This window comes from Pseudomonas sp. BP01 (assembly GCF_022760795.1).
Taxonomy (GTDB): Bacteria; Pseudomonadota; Gammaproteobacteria; order Pseudomonadales; family Pseudomonadaceae; genus Aquipseudomonas; species Aquipseudomonas putida_Q.
In genome coordinates, this window is sequence record NZ_JAFBKA010000034.1 from 1 (window position 1) to 17,426 (window position 17,426).

Consider the following 17,426-nt stretch of genomic DNA (forward strand, 5'->3'; position numbering starts at 1 on the left):
GATCACCGCCAGCGTCGGTTTCGCCCAGAGCGCCGGCCTGATCCTGGGTGGTTCGATCAGCCAGAGCAACTTCCTCGGTACCGGTAACAAGGTGTCCATCGGCCTGACCCGTTCGGAATACCAGACCCGCTACAACTTCGGCTTCGTGGACCCCTACTTCACTGCCGATGGCGTCAGCCTGGGCTACAACGCCTTCTACCGCAGCACCGACTACGACGACCTTGACGTCGACGTGGCCAGCTATGCGGTGGACAGCTACGGTGCCGGTGTGAGCCTGGGCTACCCGATCAGCGAAACCTCGCGCCTGACCTACGGCCTGAGCGTGCAGCAGGACAAGATCAAGACCGGCAAGTACACCGTCGACGAGATCTTCGACTTCCTCGACCAGGAGGGCGACAACTTCCTGAACTTCAAGGCCTCGATCGGCTGGTCCGAGTCGACCCTGAACAAAGGCGTGCTGGCCACCCGCGGTCACTCGCAAAGCCTGACCCTGGAATCCACGATTCCGGGCAGCGACCTGTCGTTCTTCAAGCTCGACTACCGTGGCCAGCTGTTCCAGCCGATCAGCAACGACTACACCCTGCGCCTGCACACCGAGCTGGGCTATGGTGATGGTTATGGCAGTACTTCGGGCCTGCCGTTCTACGAGAACTACTTCGCAGGTGGCTTCAACTCCGTGCGTGGCTTCAAGGACAGCAGCCTGGGCCCGCGCAGCACCCCGAGCCGCGGTGAAGGCAACCCAGGAGGCAAACCTGGCACCATCGCCGACCCGGATCAGGATCCGTTGCCGTTCGGTGGTAACGTGCTGGTGCAAGGTGGCGTCGAGTTGCTGTTCCCGCTGCCGTTCGTCAAGGACCAGCGTTCGCTGCGCACCTCCGTGTTCTGGGATGTGGGTAACGTGTTCGACACCAATTGCGGTAACAAGCCTGATTGCGAAAAGGTCGGCTTCTCGGGCATGGCCAGTTCGGTCGGCCTGGGTGTGACCTGGATTACCGCACTGGGCCCGCTGAGCTTCAGCCTGGCAATGCCGGTCAAGAAGCCGGACGATGCCGATACCCAGGTGTTCCAATTCTCTCTGGGCCAGACCTTCTAAGGTCGGCCCCTGCTTAATGACAACGGTTTATCCAGGAGTGCATCGTGCGTAAATTGGCTCAACTGGCCGTAGTGGCCGCGGCGCTGGTCGCCACCCCGGCGTTCGCCGAAATGAAGGTTGCCGTCCTGAACTATCAGATGGCCCTCCTCGAGTCGGATGCCGCCAAGAAATACGCGGTTGATGCCGAGAAGAAGTTCGGTCCGCAACTGACCAAGCTGAAAAGCCTGGAAAGCAGCGCCAAGGGCATTCAGGACCGTCTGATCAAGGGCGGCGACAAGATGCAGCAGCAGGAGCGTGAGCGCCTGGAGCTCGAGTTCAAGCAAAAGGCCCGTGACTTCCAGTTCCAGTCCAAGGAGCTGAACGAAGCCAAAGCCGTTGCTGACCGCGACATGCTCAAGCAACTGAAGCCGAAGCTGGATGGCGCTGTTGAGGAAGTGATCAAGAAGGGCGGTTTCGACCTGGTCCTCGAGCGTGGTGCGGTCATCGATGTCAAGCCTCAGTACGACATCACCCGCCAGGTCATCGAGCGCATGAACCAAGCCCGTTGATATGAGTGTGACCATGACGCTAGGCCAGCTGGCCGAGGCCCTCGGTGCCACCCTCAAGGGGCCCGAGGGGATGCAGATTACCGGGCTGGCCACCTTGCAGGAGGCTGGCCCCGGTCAATTGAGCTTCCTCGCCAACCCGCAATACCGCAAATTCCTGGATGAAAGCCAGGCCGCTGCGGTATTGCTGAAGGCTGCGGATGCCGAAGGCTTTGCCGGCAATGCACTGATCGTCGCCGATCCGTACCTGGCTTACGCACGCATCTCCCACCTGTTCGACCCCAAACCCAAGGCTGTGGCGGGTATTCATCCCAGCGCCGTGGTGGCAGGGGACGCTCAGGTGGATGCGAGCGCCAGCATCGGGCCGTTCGCGGTCATCGAAAGCGGTGCGCGTATCGACGCCAATGTCACCGTGGGTGCTCATTGCGTGGTCGGTGCGCGTTGCGTGATCGGTGAAGGTGGTTGGCTTGCCCCGCGGGTCACGCTGTACCATGACGTGACCATCGGCAAGCGCGTGGTCATCCAGTCGGGTGCCGTTATCGGTGGTGAAGGCTTCGGCTTTGCCAACGAGAAAGGTGTGTGGCGCAAGATTGCCCAGATCGGTGGCGTGACCATCGGTGACGATGTGGAAATCGGCGTCAATACTGCGGTTGACCGTGGTGCGCTGTCCGACACGCGGATCGGCGACGGGGTCAAGCTCGACAACCAGATCCAGATCGCCCACAACGTGCAGATCGGTGACCACACGGCCATGGCCGCTTGTGTGGGCATTTCCGGCAGTACGCGCATCGGCAAGCATTGCATGCTGGCCGGGGGCGTGGGCCTGGTAGGGCACATTGATATTTGCGATAACGTATTTGTTTCCGGGATGACGATGGTAACCCGTTCGATCACTGAACCCGGTTCCTATTCATCCGGCACAGCCATGCAGCCTTTGGCTGACTGGCGCAAGAGCGCTGCGCGCATCCGCCAGCTGGATGACATGGCCAAGCGTCTTCAGCAGCTGGAAAAACGCGTCGATACCGTGACCTCAGGTGGCCTGCCGACATCAGAAGGCTGATACCATTCCCTGAGCAAGAGTGAACAGTCGCTAGCTGGCTCCTCTTTGGATTGCTAAAGGAGCGTGTGTTCAGCACCTGCGCTCCCTATTCTTATTACAGGCTTCCCCCCCGAAATGATGGACATCAACGAGATTCGCGAATACCTGCCTCACCGTTACCCGTTCCTGCTGGTGGACCGGGTGACGGATCTGGACTTCGAGGCCCAGAGCATTCGTGCCTACAAGAATGTCAGCATCAACGAGCCGTTCTTCAACGGCCATTTCCCGGCGCACCCGATCATGCCGGGCGTTTTGATCATTGAGGCCATGGCTCAGGCGGCCGGCATCCTCGGTTTCAAGATGCTCGATGCCAAGCCGGCTGATGGCACCCTGTACTACTTCGTCGGCTCCGACAAGCTGCGTTTCCGTCAGCCGGTATTGCCGGGTGACCAGTTGGTGCTGGAAGCCAAGTTCCTCAGCCGCAAGAGCATGATCTGGAAGTTCGAGTGCCGCGCCCTGGTCGACGGCAAGCCGGTTTGCTCGGCACAGATCACATGCGCGGAACGCTCCCTATGAATTCGATTGATCCTCGGGCCATTATCGACCCGTCGGCCAAGCTGGCCGATGGTGTCGAGGTCGGCCCTTGGTCGATCGTTGGCCCCGATGTGGAAATCGGGGAGGGTACCGTTATCGGCCCGCATGTTGTGCTCAAAGGGCCGACCCGTATCGGCAAGCACAACCGTATCTTTCAGTTTTCCTCGATTGGCGAAGATACCCCGGACCTCAAGTACAAGGGTGAGCCGACGCGCCTGGTGATCGGCGATCATAATGTGTTCCGCGAAGGGGTGACCATCCACCGCGGCACCGTTCAGGACCGTGCGGAAACCACCGTAGGCGATCACAACCTGATCATGGCCTATGCCCACATCGGCCACGACAGCGTCATCGGCAACCACTGCATCCTGGTCAACAACACGGCCTTGGCCGGCCATGTGCACGTGGGTGACTGGGCGATCCTGTCCGGCTACACGCTGGTGCATCAGTACTGCCATATCGGTGCCCACGCGTTTTCCGGCATGGGCACGGCAATCGGCAAGGACGTCCCGGCCTTCGTCACCGTGTTCGGCAGCCCGGCCGAAGCCCGCAGCATGAACTTCGAAGGCATGCGCCGCCGCGGTTTCAGCGACGAGGTGATCCACGTGCTGCGCCGTTGCTACAAGATTGTCTATCGTCAGGGCCTGACCGTCGAAGACGCGCTCAAGGAACTGGCCGAAATGGCGGCGAAGCACCCTGAGGTCGACCTGTTCCGTCAGTCGATCGTGAACTCCGCCCGCGGCATCACCCGCTGACATGGCCCCGCTTTGCGTAGCCTTGGTCGCAGGTGAGGCCAGCGGCGATATTCTTGGGTCAGGCTTGATGCGTGCCCTCAAGGCACGCCATCCCGATGTACGTTTCATTGGCGTTGGCGGCCCTTTGATGGAAGCCGAAGGCCTGCAATCGTACTTCCCCATGGAGCGCCTGGCGGTCATGGGCCTGGTCGAAGTGCTGGGACGCCTGCGCGAGCTGCTCAAACGCCGCAAGCTGCTGATCCAGACACTGATCGACGCAAAGCCGGATGTCTTCATTGGTATCGACGCCCCGGACTTCACCCTCAACATCGAACTGAAACTGCGTCAGGTCGGGATCAAGACCGTGCATTACGTCAGCCCGTCTGTCTGGGCCTGGCGGCAGAAGCGTGTGTTGAAGATTCGCGAAGGTTGCGACCTGATGCTGACCCTGCTGCCGTTCGAGGCGCGGTTCTATGAAGAGCAGGGCGTGCCGGTGCGCTTTGTCGGTCACCCGCTGGCCGACACCATACCGCTTGAAGCCGATCGCCCGGCAGCACGTGCTGCGCTTGGCCTGGGCGAGGGGCCGGTGGTTGCGCTGATGCCCGGCAGCCGGGGCGGCGAAGTAGGGCGCCTGGGGGCGTTGTTCCTCGACGCCGCCGAACGCCTGCAGCAGCAGGTACCGGGTGTGCAGTTCGTGCTGCCCTGTGCCAACGCCGCACGGCGTACCCAGGTTGAACAGATGCTCGAAGAGCGCCAGCTACCGCTGACCCTGCTCGATGGTCAGTCGCACCAGGCGCTGGCGGCCTGTGATGCGGTCTTGATCGCTTCGGGTACAGCCACCCTTGAAGCGTTGCTGTACAAGCGGCCAATGGTGGTGGCCTACCGTCTGGCGCCGTTGACCTACTGGATCCTCAAGCGCCTGGTAAAGAGCCCATACGTGTCATTGCCGAACCTGCTCGCCCAGCGCGAACTGGTGCCCGAACTGTTGCAGGACGCCGCCACCAGCGATGCCCTGGCCAACACGCTTGCGCCACTGGTACGCGATGGCAGCCAGCAGACCGAACGTTTCGACGAAATACACCGCACCCTGCGCCGTGACGCCTCCAACCAGGCGGCCGAGGCGGTACTGGCCTTGGTCAAGGACCGCTGACATGCAAATTGGACTGGACTTCAACCTGGTCGAAGACCTGGTCGCCGGCGTTGACGAAGTGGGCCGCGGCCCGCTGTGCGGCGCAGTGGTGACGGCGGCGGTGATCCTTGATCCGGCGCGCCCGATCCTCGGCCTGAACGACTCGAAGAAACTCACCGAAGCCAAGCGCGAGGCGTTGTTCGACGAGATCTGTGAAAAGGCCCTGAGTTTCTGCATCGCCCGTGCAGAGGTCGAGGAAATCGACCGCCTGAACATCCTGCAGGCCACGATGCTGGCCATGCAGCGTGCGGTGGAAGGCCTGCACATTACCCCCAAGCTGGCCCTGATCGATGGCAACCGTTGCCCGAAGCTGGCCGTACCGGCGTCGCCGGTGGTCAAAGGCGATAGCCAGGTGCCGGCTATTGCGGCTGCCTCTATCCTGGCCAAGGTAAGCCGTGACCGTGAGATGAGCGCGTTCGAGCTGATCTACCCAGGGTATGGCATCGGCGGGCACAAGGGTTACCCGACCCCGGTGCACCTTGAGGCGCTCGCGCGTCTGGGCCCTACGCCCATCCATCGGCGTTCCTTTGCCCCGGTGCGTGCGGCCTGGGAAGCACGCGAAGGCGTCACAGATTCTCTGATCTGACCTGACAGGGCCCTTCGCGGGCACGCCCGCTCCCACAGGTGCAGCGCCGTTCCTGAGGGCGATGATATCCCTGTGGGAGCGGGCGTGCCCGCAAAGGGCTGCGAAGCAGCCCCAAAATCCCCGCCCATTTAAGCTACAATCCCGCCCTTGTCGTTAAGCACTGCTACAGGATCTTCCATGTCGGTTCCCTTCGTTCACCTGCGCGTCCACTCCGAATTCTCGCTGGTCGACGGCCTGGTGCGGATCAAACCGCTGGCCAAGGCGCTGGCCGGGATGAACATGCCGGCGGTGGCGATCACCGACCAGAGCAACATGTGCTCGCTGGTGAAGTTCTACAAGACCGCCATGGGCGCGGGCATCAAGCCGATCTGTGGTGCCGACCTGTGGCTGGCCGGTGCCGACCCGGAAGCCCCGCTGTCACGCATCTGCTTCCTGGCCATGGACGCCAAGGGTTACCGCAACCTCACCGAGTTGATCTCGCGTGGCTGGACCGAAGGCCAGCGCAACGGCCTGGTCATCCTTCAGCGTGAATGGATCGCCCCCGCCAGCGAGGGCCTGATTGCCCTGTCGGCGGGCAAGGAAGGCGATATCGGCATGGCCTTGTTGTCCGGCCGGGACGAAGAAGCCCAGACCCTGCTGCAAGACTGGATGGGTATGTTCCCCGAGCGCTTCTACGTTGAAGTGCAGCGCACCAACCGCGCCCGCGACGAAGAATACGTGCACGCGGCGGTGGCCCTGGCCGACAGGTGTGGCGCCCCGCTGGTGGCCACCAACGACGTGCGTTTCATCAAGCAGGCGGACTTCGACGCACACGAAACCCGCGTGTGCATTGGCGAGGGCTGGACCCTTGATGACCCGCGCCGCCCGCGTGGCTACAGTGATCAGCAGTACCTGAAATCGGCCGAGGAAATGGCCGAGCTGTTCAGCGACCTGCCCGATGCCATCGCCAATACCGTCGAGATCGCCAAGCGCTGCAACATCCAGGTGCAACTGGGCAAGCACTTCCTGCCCGACTTCCCCACGCCGAACGGTATGGGCATTGACGACTACCTGCGGCATGTGTCCCACGAAGGCCTGGAAGAGCGCCTGGCGGTGTTGTGGCCGAAAGACACCACACCCAATTACGAAGAGAAGCGCCAGGTGTACCTGGACCGCCTGAAGTTCGAGCTGGACATCATTATCCAGATGGGCTTCCCCGGTTACTTCCTGATCGTGATGGACTTCATCAAGTGGGCCAAGAACAACGGGGTGCCGGTTGGGCCTGGCCGTGGTTCGGGTGCGGGCTCGCTGGTGGCCTACGTGCTGAAGATCACCGACCTCGACCCGTTGGCCTACGACTTGCTGTTCGAGCGCTTCCTCAACCCTGAACGTGTTTCCATGCCCGACTTCGACGTCGACTTCTGCATGGACGGCCGGGATCGGGTAATCGAATACGTGGCCGATGCCTACGGGCGCAATGCCGTCAGCCAGATCATCACCTTTGGTACCATGGCCGCCAAGGCGGTAGTGCGTGACGTGGCGCGGGTGCAGGGCAAGTCCTATGGCCTGGCCGACCGCCTGTCGAAGATGATCCCGTTCGAAGTGGGCATGACCCTGGAGAAGGCCTACGAGCAGGAAGAAATCCTGCGCGACTTCCTCAAGGGCGACGAGGATGCCCGCGAAATCTGGGACATGGCGCTGAAGCTGGAAGGCGTCACCCGGGGGACCGGCAAGCACGCCGGTGGTGTGGTTATCGCGCCGACCAAGCTTACCGATTTTTCGCCGATCGCCTGTGACGAAGAGGGCGGCGGCCTGGTAACCCAGTTCGACAAGGACGACGTCGAGGCCGCCGGCCTGGTCAAGTTCGACTTCCTCGGCCTGCGGACCCTGACCATCATCAAGTGGGCGATGGAGATCATCAACCGCGAGCAGGCCAAGAAAAACCTGCCAGATCTCAACATCGACTTCATCCCGCTGGATGACCGCAAGACATACGAGCTACTGCAAAAAGCCGAAACCACTGCGGTATTCCAGCTTGAATCCCGGGGCATGAAGGAGCTGATCAAGAAGCTCAAGCCCGACTGCCTTGAAGACCTTATCGCACTGGTGGCGCTGTTCCGCCCAGGCCCGCTGCAGTCGGGCATGGTGGACGACTTCATCAACCGCAAACACGGCCGCGCCGAGCTGGCCTATCCGCACCCGGATTACCAGTATGACGGCCTGCAGCCGGTGCTGGCACCTACCTATGGCATCATCCTGTACCAGGAACAGGTGATGCAGATCGCCCAGGTGATGGCGGGCTACACCCTCGGTGGTGCAGACATGCTGCGCCGGGCCATGGGTAAGAAAAAACCCGAGGAAATGGCCAAGCAGCGTGGTGGCTTCATCGAGGGTTGCGCCAACAACGGCATCGATGCCGACCTGGCCGGTAACATCTTTGACCTGGTAGAAAAGTTTGCGGGTTATGGCTTCAACAAATCCCACTCCGCCGCCTATGGCCTGGTGTCCTACCAGACGGCCTGGCTGAAAACCCACTTCCCGGCGCCGTTCATGGCTGCCGTGCTGTCGGCGGATATGCACAACACCGACAAGGTGGTGGTGCTGGTCGAAGAGGTGCGCAGCATGAAGCTGCGCCTCGACGCGCCGGACGTGAACTTCTCCGACTTCAAGTTCACCGTCAATAACGACGGCCGTATCGTCTATGGCCTGGGCGCCATCAAGGGCGTCGGCGAAGGCCCGGTGGAAGCGATCGTCGAGGCGCGTGCCGAGGGTGGCCCGTTCAAGGACCTGTTCGATTTCTGCGAGCGCATCGACCTCAAGCGGGTCAACAAGCGCACCCTGGACGCACTGGTGCGCAGCGGCGCCCTGGACCGCCTGGGCCCGCACTTCCATGATGAGATCAAGGCCTATCAGGCCAACATCGACATCAACCGTGCAACCTTGCTCTCGGCGCTGGGTGAAGCCATCAAGGCTGCCGAGCAGGCGGCCCATACGGCGGACAGTGGCCATGTCGACCTGTTTGGCAGCATGTTCGATGAAGCGCAAGTGGACGTCTATGCCAACCACCGCAAGGTGCGCGAACTCACCCTCAAGGAGCGCCTGAAGGGCGAGAAGGACACCCTGGGCCTGTACCTCACCGGCCACCCGATCGACGAGTACGAGGCCGAGATCCGCCGCTTTGCCCGCCAGCGCATCATCGACCTCAAGCCGTCGCGCGAAACCCAGACCATCGCCGGCATGATCATTGCCTTGAGGGTGATGAAGAACAAGAAGGGCGACAAGATGGGCTTCGTCACCCTGGATGACCGCTCCGGGCGCATCGAGGCGTCCCTGTTCGCCGATTCCTTCATGGCGGCACAGTCCTTGCTGCAGGCTGATGCCATGGTGGTCGTCGAAGGCGAGGTCAGCAACGATGACTTCTCCGGTGGCCTGCGCCTGCGGGTGAAGCAGGTGATGACCATGGAAGACGCGCGCACCAAGCTGGCCGAGAGCCTGCGCCTGAAGGTGGCGCACGAGGCGCTGAAAGGCGACCGGCTGAAGTGGCTGGGCGAGCTGATCACCCGCCATCGCGGTGCTTGCCCGATCACCCTGGAATACACCGGCAGCGACGCCAAGGCCATGCTGCAGTTCGGTGAGCAGTGGTCGATCGACCCGGCTGACGGGCTGATTCAGGCGCTGCGTGACCAGTTCGGGCGTGAGAACGTCTTCCTGCAATATCGTTGAACCGACAAAAAATTTAATCTCGACCTGAATGCGCCTGATCCCTTAAGGTAGGGCGCCAAACGGATCAACCGGCCGGCCGCCTGGCCGTAGACCCAAGACGGATGACTATGAACCCGAATTTTCTCGATTTCGAACAGCCGATTGCCGACCTGCAAGCCAAGATCGAAGGCCTGCGCCTGGTAGGTAACGACAACTCGCTGAACATCAGCGATGAAATTGCCCGTCTGCAAGACAAGAGCAACACACTGACCGAAAGCATCTTCGGCAACCTCACCAGCTGGCAGATTGCGCGCCTGGCCCGTCACCCGCGTCGTCCTTACACCCTGGACTACCTGGAGCACATCTTCACCGAGTTCGAAGAGCTGCACGGTGACCGTCACTTCTCCGACGACGCCGCCATCGTGGGTGGTACCGCGCGCCTGGATGGCAAGCCGGTCATGGTCATCGGCCACCAGAAGGGCCGTGAAGTGCGCGAGAAGGTACGCCGCAACTTCGGCATGCCGCGCCCGGAAGGCTACCGCAAGGCTTGCCGCCTGATGGAAATGGCCGAGCGCTTCAAGATGCCGATCCTGACCTTCATCGACACCCCGGGTGCCTACCCGGGCATCGACGCCGAAGAGCGCAACCAGAGCGAAGCAATCGCCTGGAACCTGCGCGTCATGGCGCGCCTGAAAACCCCGATCATCGCCACCGTGATCGGTGAGGGTGGTTCGGGCGGTGCTCTGGCGATTGGCGTGTGTGACCAGCTGAACATGCTGCAGTACTCCACCTACTCGGTGATCTCGCCGGAAGGTTGCGCTTCGATCCTGTGGAAGACTGCCGACAAGGCGGCTGACGCAGCCGAGGCAATGGGCATCACTGCCGAGCGCCTGAAGAGCCTGAACATTGTCGACAAGGTCATCCAGGAACCGTTGGGCGGCGCCCACCGTGACCCGGTGAAAGTGTCGGAAAGCATCCGCACCGACCTGATAGAGCAGCTGGACATGCTCGGCAAGTTCGATAACGACGCGCTGCTGGCTCGCCGTTACGAGCGCCTGATGAGCTACGGCCTCTGACATACCACCGGGGCCGCTCTGCGGCCCATCCGCCGGCAAGCCAGGCTCCCACAAGGATCACTGTGGGAGCCTGGCTTGCCGGCGAATGGGGTGCAAAGCACCCCCGGCAATCTCAAGCCATGTGAGGCCCTCATGATCAACCTCACCCCCTGGCTGCAAGCCCCTACCTGGTACATTGCCTTTTCCGGCGGCCTCGACTCCACCGTCCTCCTGCACCTGCTGGCCAACCACGCCCGCAACCACGCATCCCCCCCGCTGCGCGCCATCCACATCCACCATGGCCTGCAAGCCGCTGCCGACGCCTGGCCGGCCCACTGCCAAGCCGTCTGCGACAATCTGGGCATCGAACTTCAGGTCATCCACGTCCAGGTCAGCCCCGGCGCGAGCCTCGAACAGGCTGCCCGCGACGCCCGCTATGCCGCTTTCAGGCAAACCCTGGGCCCGGGCGACATTCTGTTCACCGGGCAGCACCGCGATGATCAGGCCGAAACCCTGTTGTTTCGCCTGTTGCGCGGCGCAGGCCTGCGTGGCCTGGCGGCGATGCCGGGGCAGCGGGCGCTAGGGCAGGGCAGCCTGGTCAGGCCGTTGCTGGGTTGCTCACGCCAGCAACTGCATGACTATGCCCGGGTAAATGGGCTTGCATGGATCGAAGACCCGTCAAATACCGACACACAATTTGCCCGCAACTACCTGCGCGGCGATGTGTTCCCGCGCTTGCAGCAACGTTGGCCACAGGCCGGGCAGAACCTCGCCCGCGCCGCAGAGCATCTGGGTGAAGCATTGGGACTGCTGGACGAACTGGCCCAGGGCGACCTGGCGCTTGCGCAGGAGGGTGCGCCCGTTGCCTGGTCGGGGCTGGAATCCCTCGACCTGGGCGCCCTGGTGGCGCTATCGCCGGCCCGTCAGCGCAATGCCCTGCAATATTGGTTGAGCAGGCGCACTCGTTTGCCCGACACACGGCATTGGGCCGGCTGGGCAGACCTGCGCGATGCCGCCGCCGATGCCCAGCCGGTCTGGCGGCTGGCCGATGGCCAATTGGTGCGCAGCCACGGACGCATCTGGTGGCTGAGCGGCGACTGGCTGCAGCAGCCTGTCGGCGAAATGGCTTGGCTGGATTCAGCCAAGCCCCTGGTGCTGCCGGGTAACGGCAGGGTGCGTATTGATGTCGCCGAGCCGTTGGCTGGCCTGCGCATTGCCTACCGCCAGGGTGGCGAAATGCTGGAGGTCCCCGGCCGCGGCCAGCGCGACCTCAAGCGCCTGCTCAATGAGCAGCGGGTGCCGTACTTCCTGCGTCCGCGCCTGCCTTTGCTGTATCAGGGCGAGCGCCTGCTGGCGGTGGCCAACCTGCCCAGGCTGGTGCAGGCGGATTGCCAGCTGCATTGGCAGTTGCCGACGAGCGCGCAAGGTTTGAGATGAAGGGTACATTCCGGTAGACTACCCTCCCTTCTTGATACAACTTCTGTGGCTTCCGCGAAAACACAGGGGTTGCCGATTACCAAGCAGTTTTTTGCTGGGCTGATTCTAGAAATGACGAGCGAGCTCCATGCCGGGGATAACCCTGGTCTGTACAGGCGCGACAGTTTTTCGAGATGCACTGTGATTGACGCAGGTGATCGGGGGCTTCGGCCTTCCTTCGCTTTCTCCGGCGGCGCTGGCCGCCTTAACGCAGACTTCTAGGGTTTTTCATGACGCGCTACATATTCGTCACGGGCGGTGTTGTTTCTTCATTGGGGAAAGGCATTGCCTCGGCTTCCCTGGCGGCCATCCTGGAAGCGCGGGGCCTGAAGGTCACCATGCTCAAGCTGGATCCGTACATCAACGTCGATCCGGGCACCATGAGCCCGTTCCAGCACGGTGAAGTGTTCGTCACCCACGATGGCGCCGAGACTGACCTCGACCTGGGCCACTACGAGCGGTTCATCCGCACCACCATGACCCAGAACAACAACTTCACCACCGGTCGCATTTACGAGCACGTGCTGCGTAAAGAGCGTCGTGGTGACTACCTGGGCGCGACCATCCAGGTCATTCCGCACATCACCGACGAAATCAAGCGTCGCATCATCAAGGGCGCCGGCGATGCCGACGTGGCCCTGGTGGAAATCGGCGGTACCGTGGGTGACATCGAGTCGCAGCCGTTCCTCGAGGCGATTCGCCAGCTGCGCGTCGAAGTGGGCTCCAAGCGCGCCATGCTGATGCACCTGACCCTGGTCCCGTACATCGCCACCGCTGGCGAAACCAAGACCAAGCCGACCCAGCACTCGGTCAAGGAGCTGCGCTCCATCGGCCTGCAGCCTGACGTGCTGATCTGCCGCTCCGACCACCCGGTCGATGCCTCGTCGCGTCGCAAGATCGCGCTGTTCACCAACGTTGAAGAGCGTGCAGTCATTTCGCTGGAAGACGTCGACACCATCTACAAGATCCCGGGCGTGCTGCACGCACAGGGCCTGGACGACTTCGTCGTCGAGCGTTTCGGCCTGCAGTGCAATGGTGCCGACCTGTCCGAGTGGGACAAGGTGGTCGATGCCAAGCTCAACCCGGAGCATGAAGTGACCATCGCCATGGTCGGCAAGTACATGGAGCTGCTGGATGCGTACAAGTCGCTGATCGAAGCGATGAGCCACGCCGGCATCACCAACCGCACCAAGGTCAACCTGCGCTACATCGATTCGGAAGACATCGAGAACCAGGGCACCAGCCTGCTTGAAGGTGCCGACGCCATTCTGGTACCGGGCGGTTTCGGCCTGCGTGGCGTGGAAGGCAAGATCACCGCGGTGCAGTATGCCCGTGAGAACAAGGTACCGTACCTGGGCATCTGCCTGGGCATGCAGGTGGCCGTGATCGAGTTCGCCCGTAACGTGATGGGCTGGAAAGACGCCAACTCCACCGAATTCGACCGCAACAGCGGCCACCCGGTAGTCGGCCTGATCACCGAGTGGGCTGATGCCACCGGTGCCGTCGAGACCCGTACCGAGGCTTCGGACCTGGGCGGCACCATGCGCCTGGGCGCACAGGATTGCCAGCTGGCCGCCGGCTCCAAAGTGCACGACTGCTACAACAAGGACGTGATCACCGAGCGTCACCGTCACCGCTACGAAGTGAACAACAACCTGCTGCCGCAACTGGTCGATGCTGGCCTGGTGGTTTCCGGTCGTTCCGAAGACGGCGCGCTGGTGGAAGTGGTCGAGTCAAAGGACCACCCATGGTTCGTCGCCTGCCAGTTCCACCCGGAGTTCACTTCCACCCCGCGTGACGGCCACCCGCTGTTCAGCGGTTTCGTCAAGGCGGCCCTGGCTCAGAAGAACAAGGCCTGACCCATGCCCCAGAAGATCATTCGTGTCGGTAATATCGAGATAGGCAACGACAAGCCGTTCGTCCTGTTCGGCGGCATGAATGTTCTGGAGTCCCGTGACCTGGCAATGAAGGTCTGCGAAGAATACGTGCGGGTGACCGAGAAGCTCGGTATCCCGTACGTGTTCAAGGCCAGCTTCGACAAGGCCAATCGTTCGTCGGTGGCGTCCTACCGTGGCCCGGGCATGGAAGCAGGGCTGAAGATCTTCGAGGAGATCAAGCGCACCTTCAACGTGCCGGTGATTACCGACGTGCACGAGCCTTGTCAGGCCGAGCCCGTTGCCAAGGTATGCGACATCATCCAGCTGCCGGCCTTCCTGTCGCGGCAGACCGACCTGGTGGTGGCCATGGCCAAGACCGGCGTGGTGATCAACATCAAGAAGGCCCAGTTTCTCGCACCCCAGGAAATGAAACATATCCTGGCCAAGTGCGAAGAGGCCGGTAATGACCAGTTGATCCTCTGCGAGCGCGGTTCGAGCTTCGGTTACAACAACCTGGTGGTGGACATGCTCGGCTTCGGCATCATGAAGCAGTTCGAGTACCCGGTGTTCTTCGATGTGACCCACGCCCTGCAGATGCCGGGTGGTCGCAGCGATAGCGCCGGTGGCCGCCGCGCCCAGGTCACCGACCTGGCCAAGGCTGGCATGAGCCAGGGTCTGGCCGGCCTGTTCCTCGAAGCCCACCCCGACCCGGACAACGCCAAGTGCGATGGTCCATGCGCCCTGCGCCTGGACAAACTGGAGCCATTCCTGGCCCAGATCAAGCAATTGGACGACCTGGTGAAAAGTTTTCCGACGGTAGAAACCGCATAAAACTCATTTCTCGGGTAAAGTAGCGCCCGATCCACCCCTGACCAATCGGTCAGAGGCTCCCTTCACCCGGCCTGCCCACTGCAAATCCGCCTGGTGAACGGCAAGAATTTCTTAAGCTAGGTTGTTTTAGTCAATTCTGGAGTGCTTACAACAATGGCAAAAATCGTCGACATCAAAGGTCGTGAAGTTCTCGATTCGCGTGGCAACCCCACCGTGGAAGCCGATGTACTGCTCGACAACGGCATCATCGGCAGCGCCTGCGCGCCGTCCGGTGCTTCCACCGGCTCGCGCGAAGCGCTGGAGCTGCGTGATGGCGACAAGAGCCGTTACCTGGGCAAGGGTGTGCTGAAAGCCGTCGGCAACATCAACGGCCCGATCCGTGACCTGCTGCTGGGCAAGGACCCATCCGACCAGAAGGCTCTGGACCGCGCCATGATCGAACTGGACGGTACCGAGAACAAGGCCAAGTTGGGCGCCAACGCCATCCTGGCTGTTTCCCTGGCTGCCGCCAAGGCCGCAGCCCAGGACCAGGACCTGCCGCTGTACGCGCACATCGCCAACCTGAACGGCACCCCGGGCCAGTACTCGATGCCGGTTCCGATGATGAACATCATTAACGGTGGCGAGCACGCCGACAACAACGTCGACATCCAGGAGTTCATGGTTCAGCCGGTTGGTGCCAAGACCTTCTCCGATGGCCTGCGCATGGGTACCGAAATCTTCCATCACCTCAAAGCTGTGCTCAAGGCCCGTGGCCTGAACACCGCCGTAGGTGACGAAGGCGGCTTCGCCCCTAACCTGGCTTCCAACGAAGACGCCCTGGCTGCCATCGCCGAAGCCGTTGAAAAAGCCGGCTACAAGCTGGGCACCGACGTGACCCTGGCCCTGGACTGCGCGGCTTCCGAGTTCTACGAAGACGGCAAGTACAACCTGTCCGGTGAAGGCAAGTCGTTCGATGCCGAAGGCTTCGCCGAGTACCTGAAAGGCCTGACCGAGCGCTTCCCGATCATCTCGATCGAAGACGGCCTGGACGAGTCCGACTGGGCTGGCTGGAAGATCCTCACCGACAAGATCGGCGAGAAGGTACAGCTGGTTGGCGACGACCTGTTCGTAACCAACACCAAGATCCTCAAAGAAGGCATCGAGAAAGGCATCGGTAACTCGATCCTGATCAAGTTCAACCAGATCGGCTCGCTGACCGAAACCCTGGAAGCCATCCAGATGGCCAAGGCTGCCGGCTACACCGCGGTGATCTCGCACCGTTCCGGTGAAACCGAAGACTCGACCATTGCCGACCTGGCCGTGGGTACCGCTGCCGGTCAGATCAAGACCGGTTCGCTGTGCCGTTCCGACCGCGTGTCCAAGTACAACCAACTGCTGCGCATCGAAGAGCAACTGGGTGCCAAAGCAGTTTACCGTGGTCGTGCCGAGTTTCGCGGCTAAGCAAGAGATGGTAAAAAGACAGCAGCCGGAGCTGTAGGAACGTTCGTACTGAACTTTACTGCGTTCCAACGGGTTTCTGTCCACGAAGCCTGGCCTCGGCCAGGCTTCGTGCTATTCGAGACCCTGAAATGCATAGTGTGCGGCGGTCTTTTTAACCTGGATACCTAGATGCGCAGTCCTTATTGGTTGTTCCTCGTCCTGCTCCTGCTGCTGGGTGGCCTGCAATACCGCCTGTGGGTGGGTAATGGCAGCCTGGCGCAAGTGACCGAGCTGAAGCAGCAGATTGCCGAGCAGCATGCCGAAAACGAGCGGCTGCTGGAGCGTAACCGTGTGCTCGATGCCGAAGTGCTGGAGCTGAAAAAAGGCATGGAGACCGTTGAAGAGCGGGCTCGCCACGAATTGGGAATGGTCAAAGAGGGCGAAACCCTCTTCCAGTTGCCACAGAAATGATCGATACCTTGCCGGCCTTCTGGGCCGTGATTCCTGCTGCGGGCGTTGGTGCCCGCATGGCTGCCGACCGCCCCAAGCAATACCTGGAGCTGGCCGGGCAGACCCTGCTCGAGCACAGCCTCGACTGTTTTCTTGGCCACCCGGCGCTCAATGGCGTGGTGGTCAGCATTGCTGAAGATGACCCGTACTGGCCAGCCCTGCGTTGCGCCAGCGACTCGCGCATCCAGCGCGCGACGGGCGGGCGTGAGCGCGCCGACTCGGTGCTCAACGCTTTGCTGTTGCTGCATGCCCAGGGCGCCTCGGACAGCGACTGGGTGCTAGTGCACGATGCCGCGCGGCCGAACCTTGCGCGCAGCGACCTGGACAAGTTGTTGTCGGAGCTGGCAGACGACCCGGTGGGTGGCTTGCTGGCGGTGCCGGCGCGCGACACCCTCAAGCGTGCAGACAGCAATGGCCGGGTGAGCGCTACCGTGGACCGCAGTACTATCTGGCAGGCGTATACGCCGCAGATGTTCCGCCTGGGGGCGTTGCATCGGGCGCTGGCCGAGTGCCTGGTATCGGATGTGGTGGTGACAGATGAGGCCTCTGCCATTGAATGGTCCGGCCAGGCGCCGCGGTTGGTGGAAGGGCGCAGTGACAACATCAAGGTGACCCGGCCCGAAGACCTGGAATGGTTGCGCCAGCGCTGGGCCGGTAGGCGCTGAAATCGCCGGGTCCGCCTCGCGGCCCAATCGCCGGCAAGCCAGCTCCCACAGTAACCGCGATTCCCTCAGGTCTGTGGAGATCCTGTGGGAGCTGGCTTGCCGGCGATTGGGCCGCGAAGCGGACCCCTT

At 62.0% G+C, this 17,426-nt stretch carries 15 protein-coding genes; all 15 read left to right on the forward strand.

Translation table 11 applies throughout. From position 1 onward, the window contains the following. A partial coding sequence (bamA, locus tag JOY50_RS23640) for an outer membrane protein assembly factor BamA (RefSeq protein WP_243055972.1) occupies positions 1 to 1,093 on the forward strand: 1,093 nt, incomplete at its 5' end. Between the two features lie 44 nt (positions 1,094 to 1,137). Continuing rightward, complete coding sequence (locus JOY50_RS23645; protein WP_012270843.1) at positions 1,138 to 1,641, forward strand: OmpH family outer membrane protein; 504 nt, start codon at positions 1,138 to 1,140, stop codon at positions 1,639 to 1,641. Position 1,642: 1 nt separating this feature from the next. Then, positions 1,643 to 2,698, forward strand: coding sequence for a UDP-3-O-(3-hydroxymyristoyl)glucosamine N-acyltransferase (gene lpxD, locus JOY50_RS23650; RefSeq protein ID WP_132846889.1), 1,056 nt, complete (start codon positions 1,643 to 1,645; stop codon positions 2,696 to 2,698). A gap of 114 nt (positions 2,699 to 2,812) precedes the next feature. Beyond that, positions 2,813 to 3,253, forward strand: coding sequence for a 3-hydroxyacyl-ACP dehydratase FabZ (gene fabZ, locus JOY50_RS23655; RefSeq protein ID WP_008094893.1), 441 nt, complete (start codon positions 2,813 to 2,815; stop codon positions 3,251 to 3,253). Then, positions 3,250 to 4,026 (forward strand): acyl-ACP--UDP-N-acetylglucosamine O-acyltransferase, encoded by a 777-nt coding sequence (gene lpxA / locus JOY50_RS23660; protein WP_019473001.1) that lies wholly within the window; start codon positions 3,250 to 3,252, stop codon positions 4,024 to 4,026. The genes fabZ and lpxA overlap by 4 nt, the downstream gene beginning before the upstream one ends. 1 nt (position 4,027) lies before the next feature. Continuing rightward, on the forward strand, positions 4,028 to 5,155 hold the full coding sequence (gene lpxB / locus JOY50_RS23665; protein ID WP_243055974.1) for a lipid-A-disaccharide synthase: 1,128 nt from the start codon (positions 4,028 to 4,030) through the stop codon (positions 5,153 to 5,155). A 1-nt stretch (position 5,156) separates the two neighbouring features. Continuing rightward, entirely contained in the window at positions 5,157 to 5,780 is a 624-nt protein-coding gene (gene rnhB, locus JOY50_RS23670) for a ribonuclease HII (protein ID WP_019472999.1), read from the forward strand. A 177-nt stretch (positions 5,781 to 5,957) separates the two neighbouring features. Further along, positions 5,958 to 9,482: a DNA polymerase III subunit alpha gene (gene dnaE / locus JOY50_RS23675; RefSeq protein ID WP_132846891.1), complete on the forward strand. Its 3,525-nt coding sequence runs from the start codon at positions 5,958 to 5,960 to the stop codon at positions 9,480 to 9,482. A gap of 107 nt (positions 9,483 to 9,589) precedes the next feature. Then, positions 9,590 to 10,537 (forward strand): acetyl-CoA carboxylase carboxyl transferase subunit alpha, encoded by a 948-nt coding sequence (gene accA / locus JOY50_RS23680; protein ID WP_026034625.1) that lies wholly within the window; start codon positions 9,590 to 9,592, stop codon positions 10,535 to 10,537. Between the two features lie 132 nt (positions 10,538 to 10,669). After that, a complete protein-coding gene (gene tilS, locus JOY50_RS23685; protein ID WP_243055976.1) occupies positions 10,670 to 11,953 on the forward strand; it encodes a tRNA lysidine(34) synthetase TilS in 1,284 nt (427 codons plus the stop codon). A gap of 269 nt (positions 11,954 to 12,222) precedes the next feature. Continuing rightward, entirely contained in the window at positions 12,223 to 13,851 is a 1,629-nt protein-coding gene (locus JOY50_RS23690; protein ID WP_016501153.1) for a CTP synthase, read from the forward strand. A gap of 3 nt (positions 13,852 to 13,854) precedes the next feature. Continuing rightward, positions 13,855 to 14,700, forward strand: a complete 846-nt coding sequence (kdsA, locus tag JOY50_RS23695; RefSeq protein ID WP_132846893.1) for a 3-deoxy-8-phosphooctulonate synthase — start codon at positions 13,855 to 13,857, stop codon at positions 14,698 to 14,700. A 153-nt stretch (positions 14,701 to 14,853) separates the two neighbouring features. Continuing rightward, on the forward strand, positions 14,854 to 16,143 hold the full coding sequence (gene eno / locus JOY50_RS23700) for a phosphopyruvate hydratase (protein WP_019472204.1): 1,290 nt from the start codon (positions 14,854 to 14,856) through the stop codon (positions 16,141 to 16,143). A 168-nt stretch (positions 16,144 to 16,311) separates the two neighbouring features. Further along, positions 16,312 to 16,593 (forward strand): cell division protein FtsB, encoded by a 282-nt coding sequence (gene ftsB, locus JOY50_RS23705; protein WP_004375443.1) that lies wholly within the window; start codon positions 16,312 to 16,314, stop codon positions 16,591 to 16,593. Beyond that, positions 16,590 to 17,297: a 2-C-methyl-D-erythritol 4-phosphate cytidylyltransferase gene (gene ispD / locus JOY50_RS23710; protein WP_019472205.1), complete on the forward strand. Its 708-nt coding sequence runs from the start codon at positions 16,590 to 16,592 to the stop codon at positions 17,295 to 17,297. The genes ftsB and ispD overlap by 4 nt, the downstream gene beginning before the upstream one ends. Positions 17,298 to 17,426: the final 129 nt, after the last annotated feature.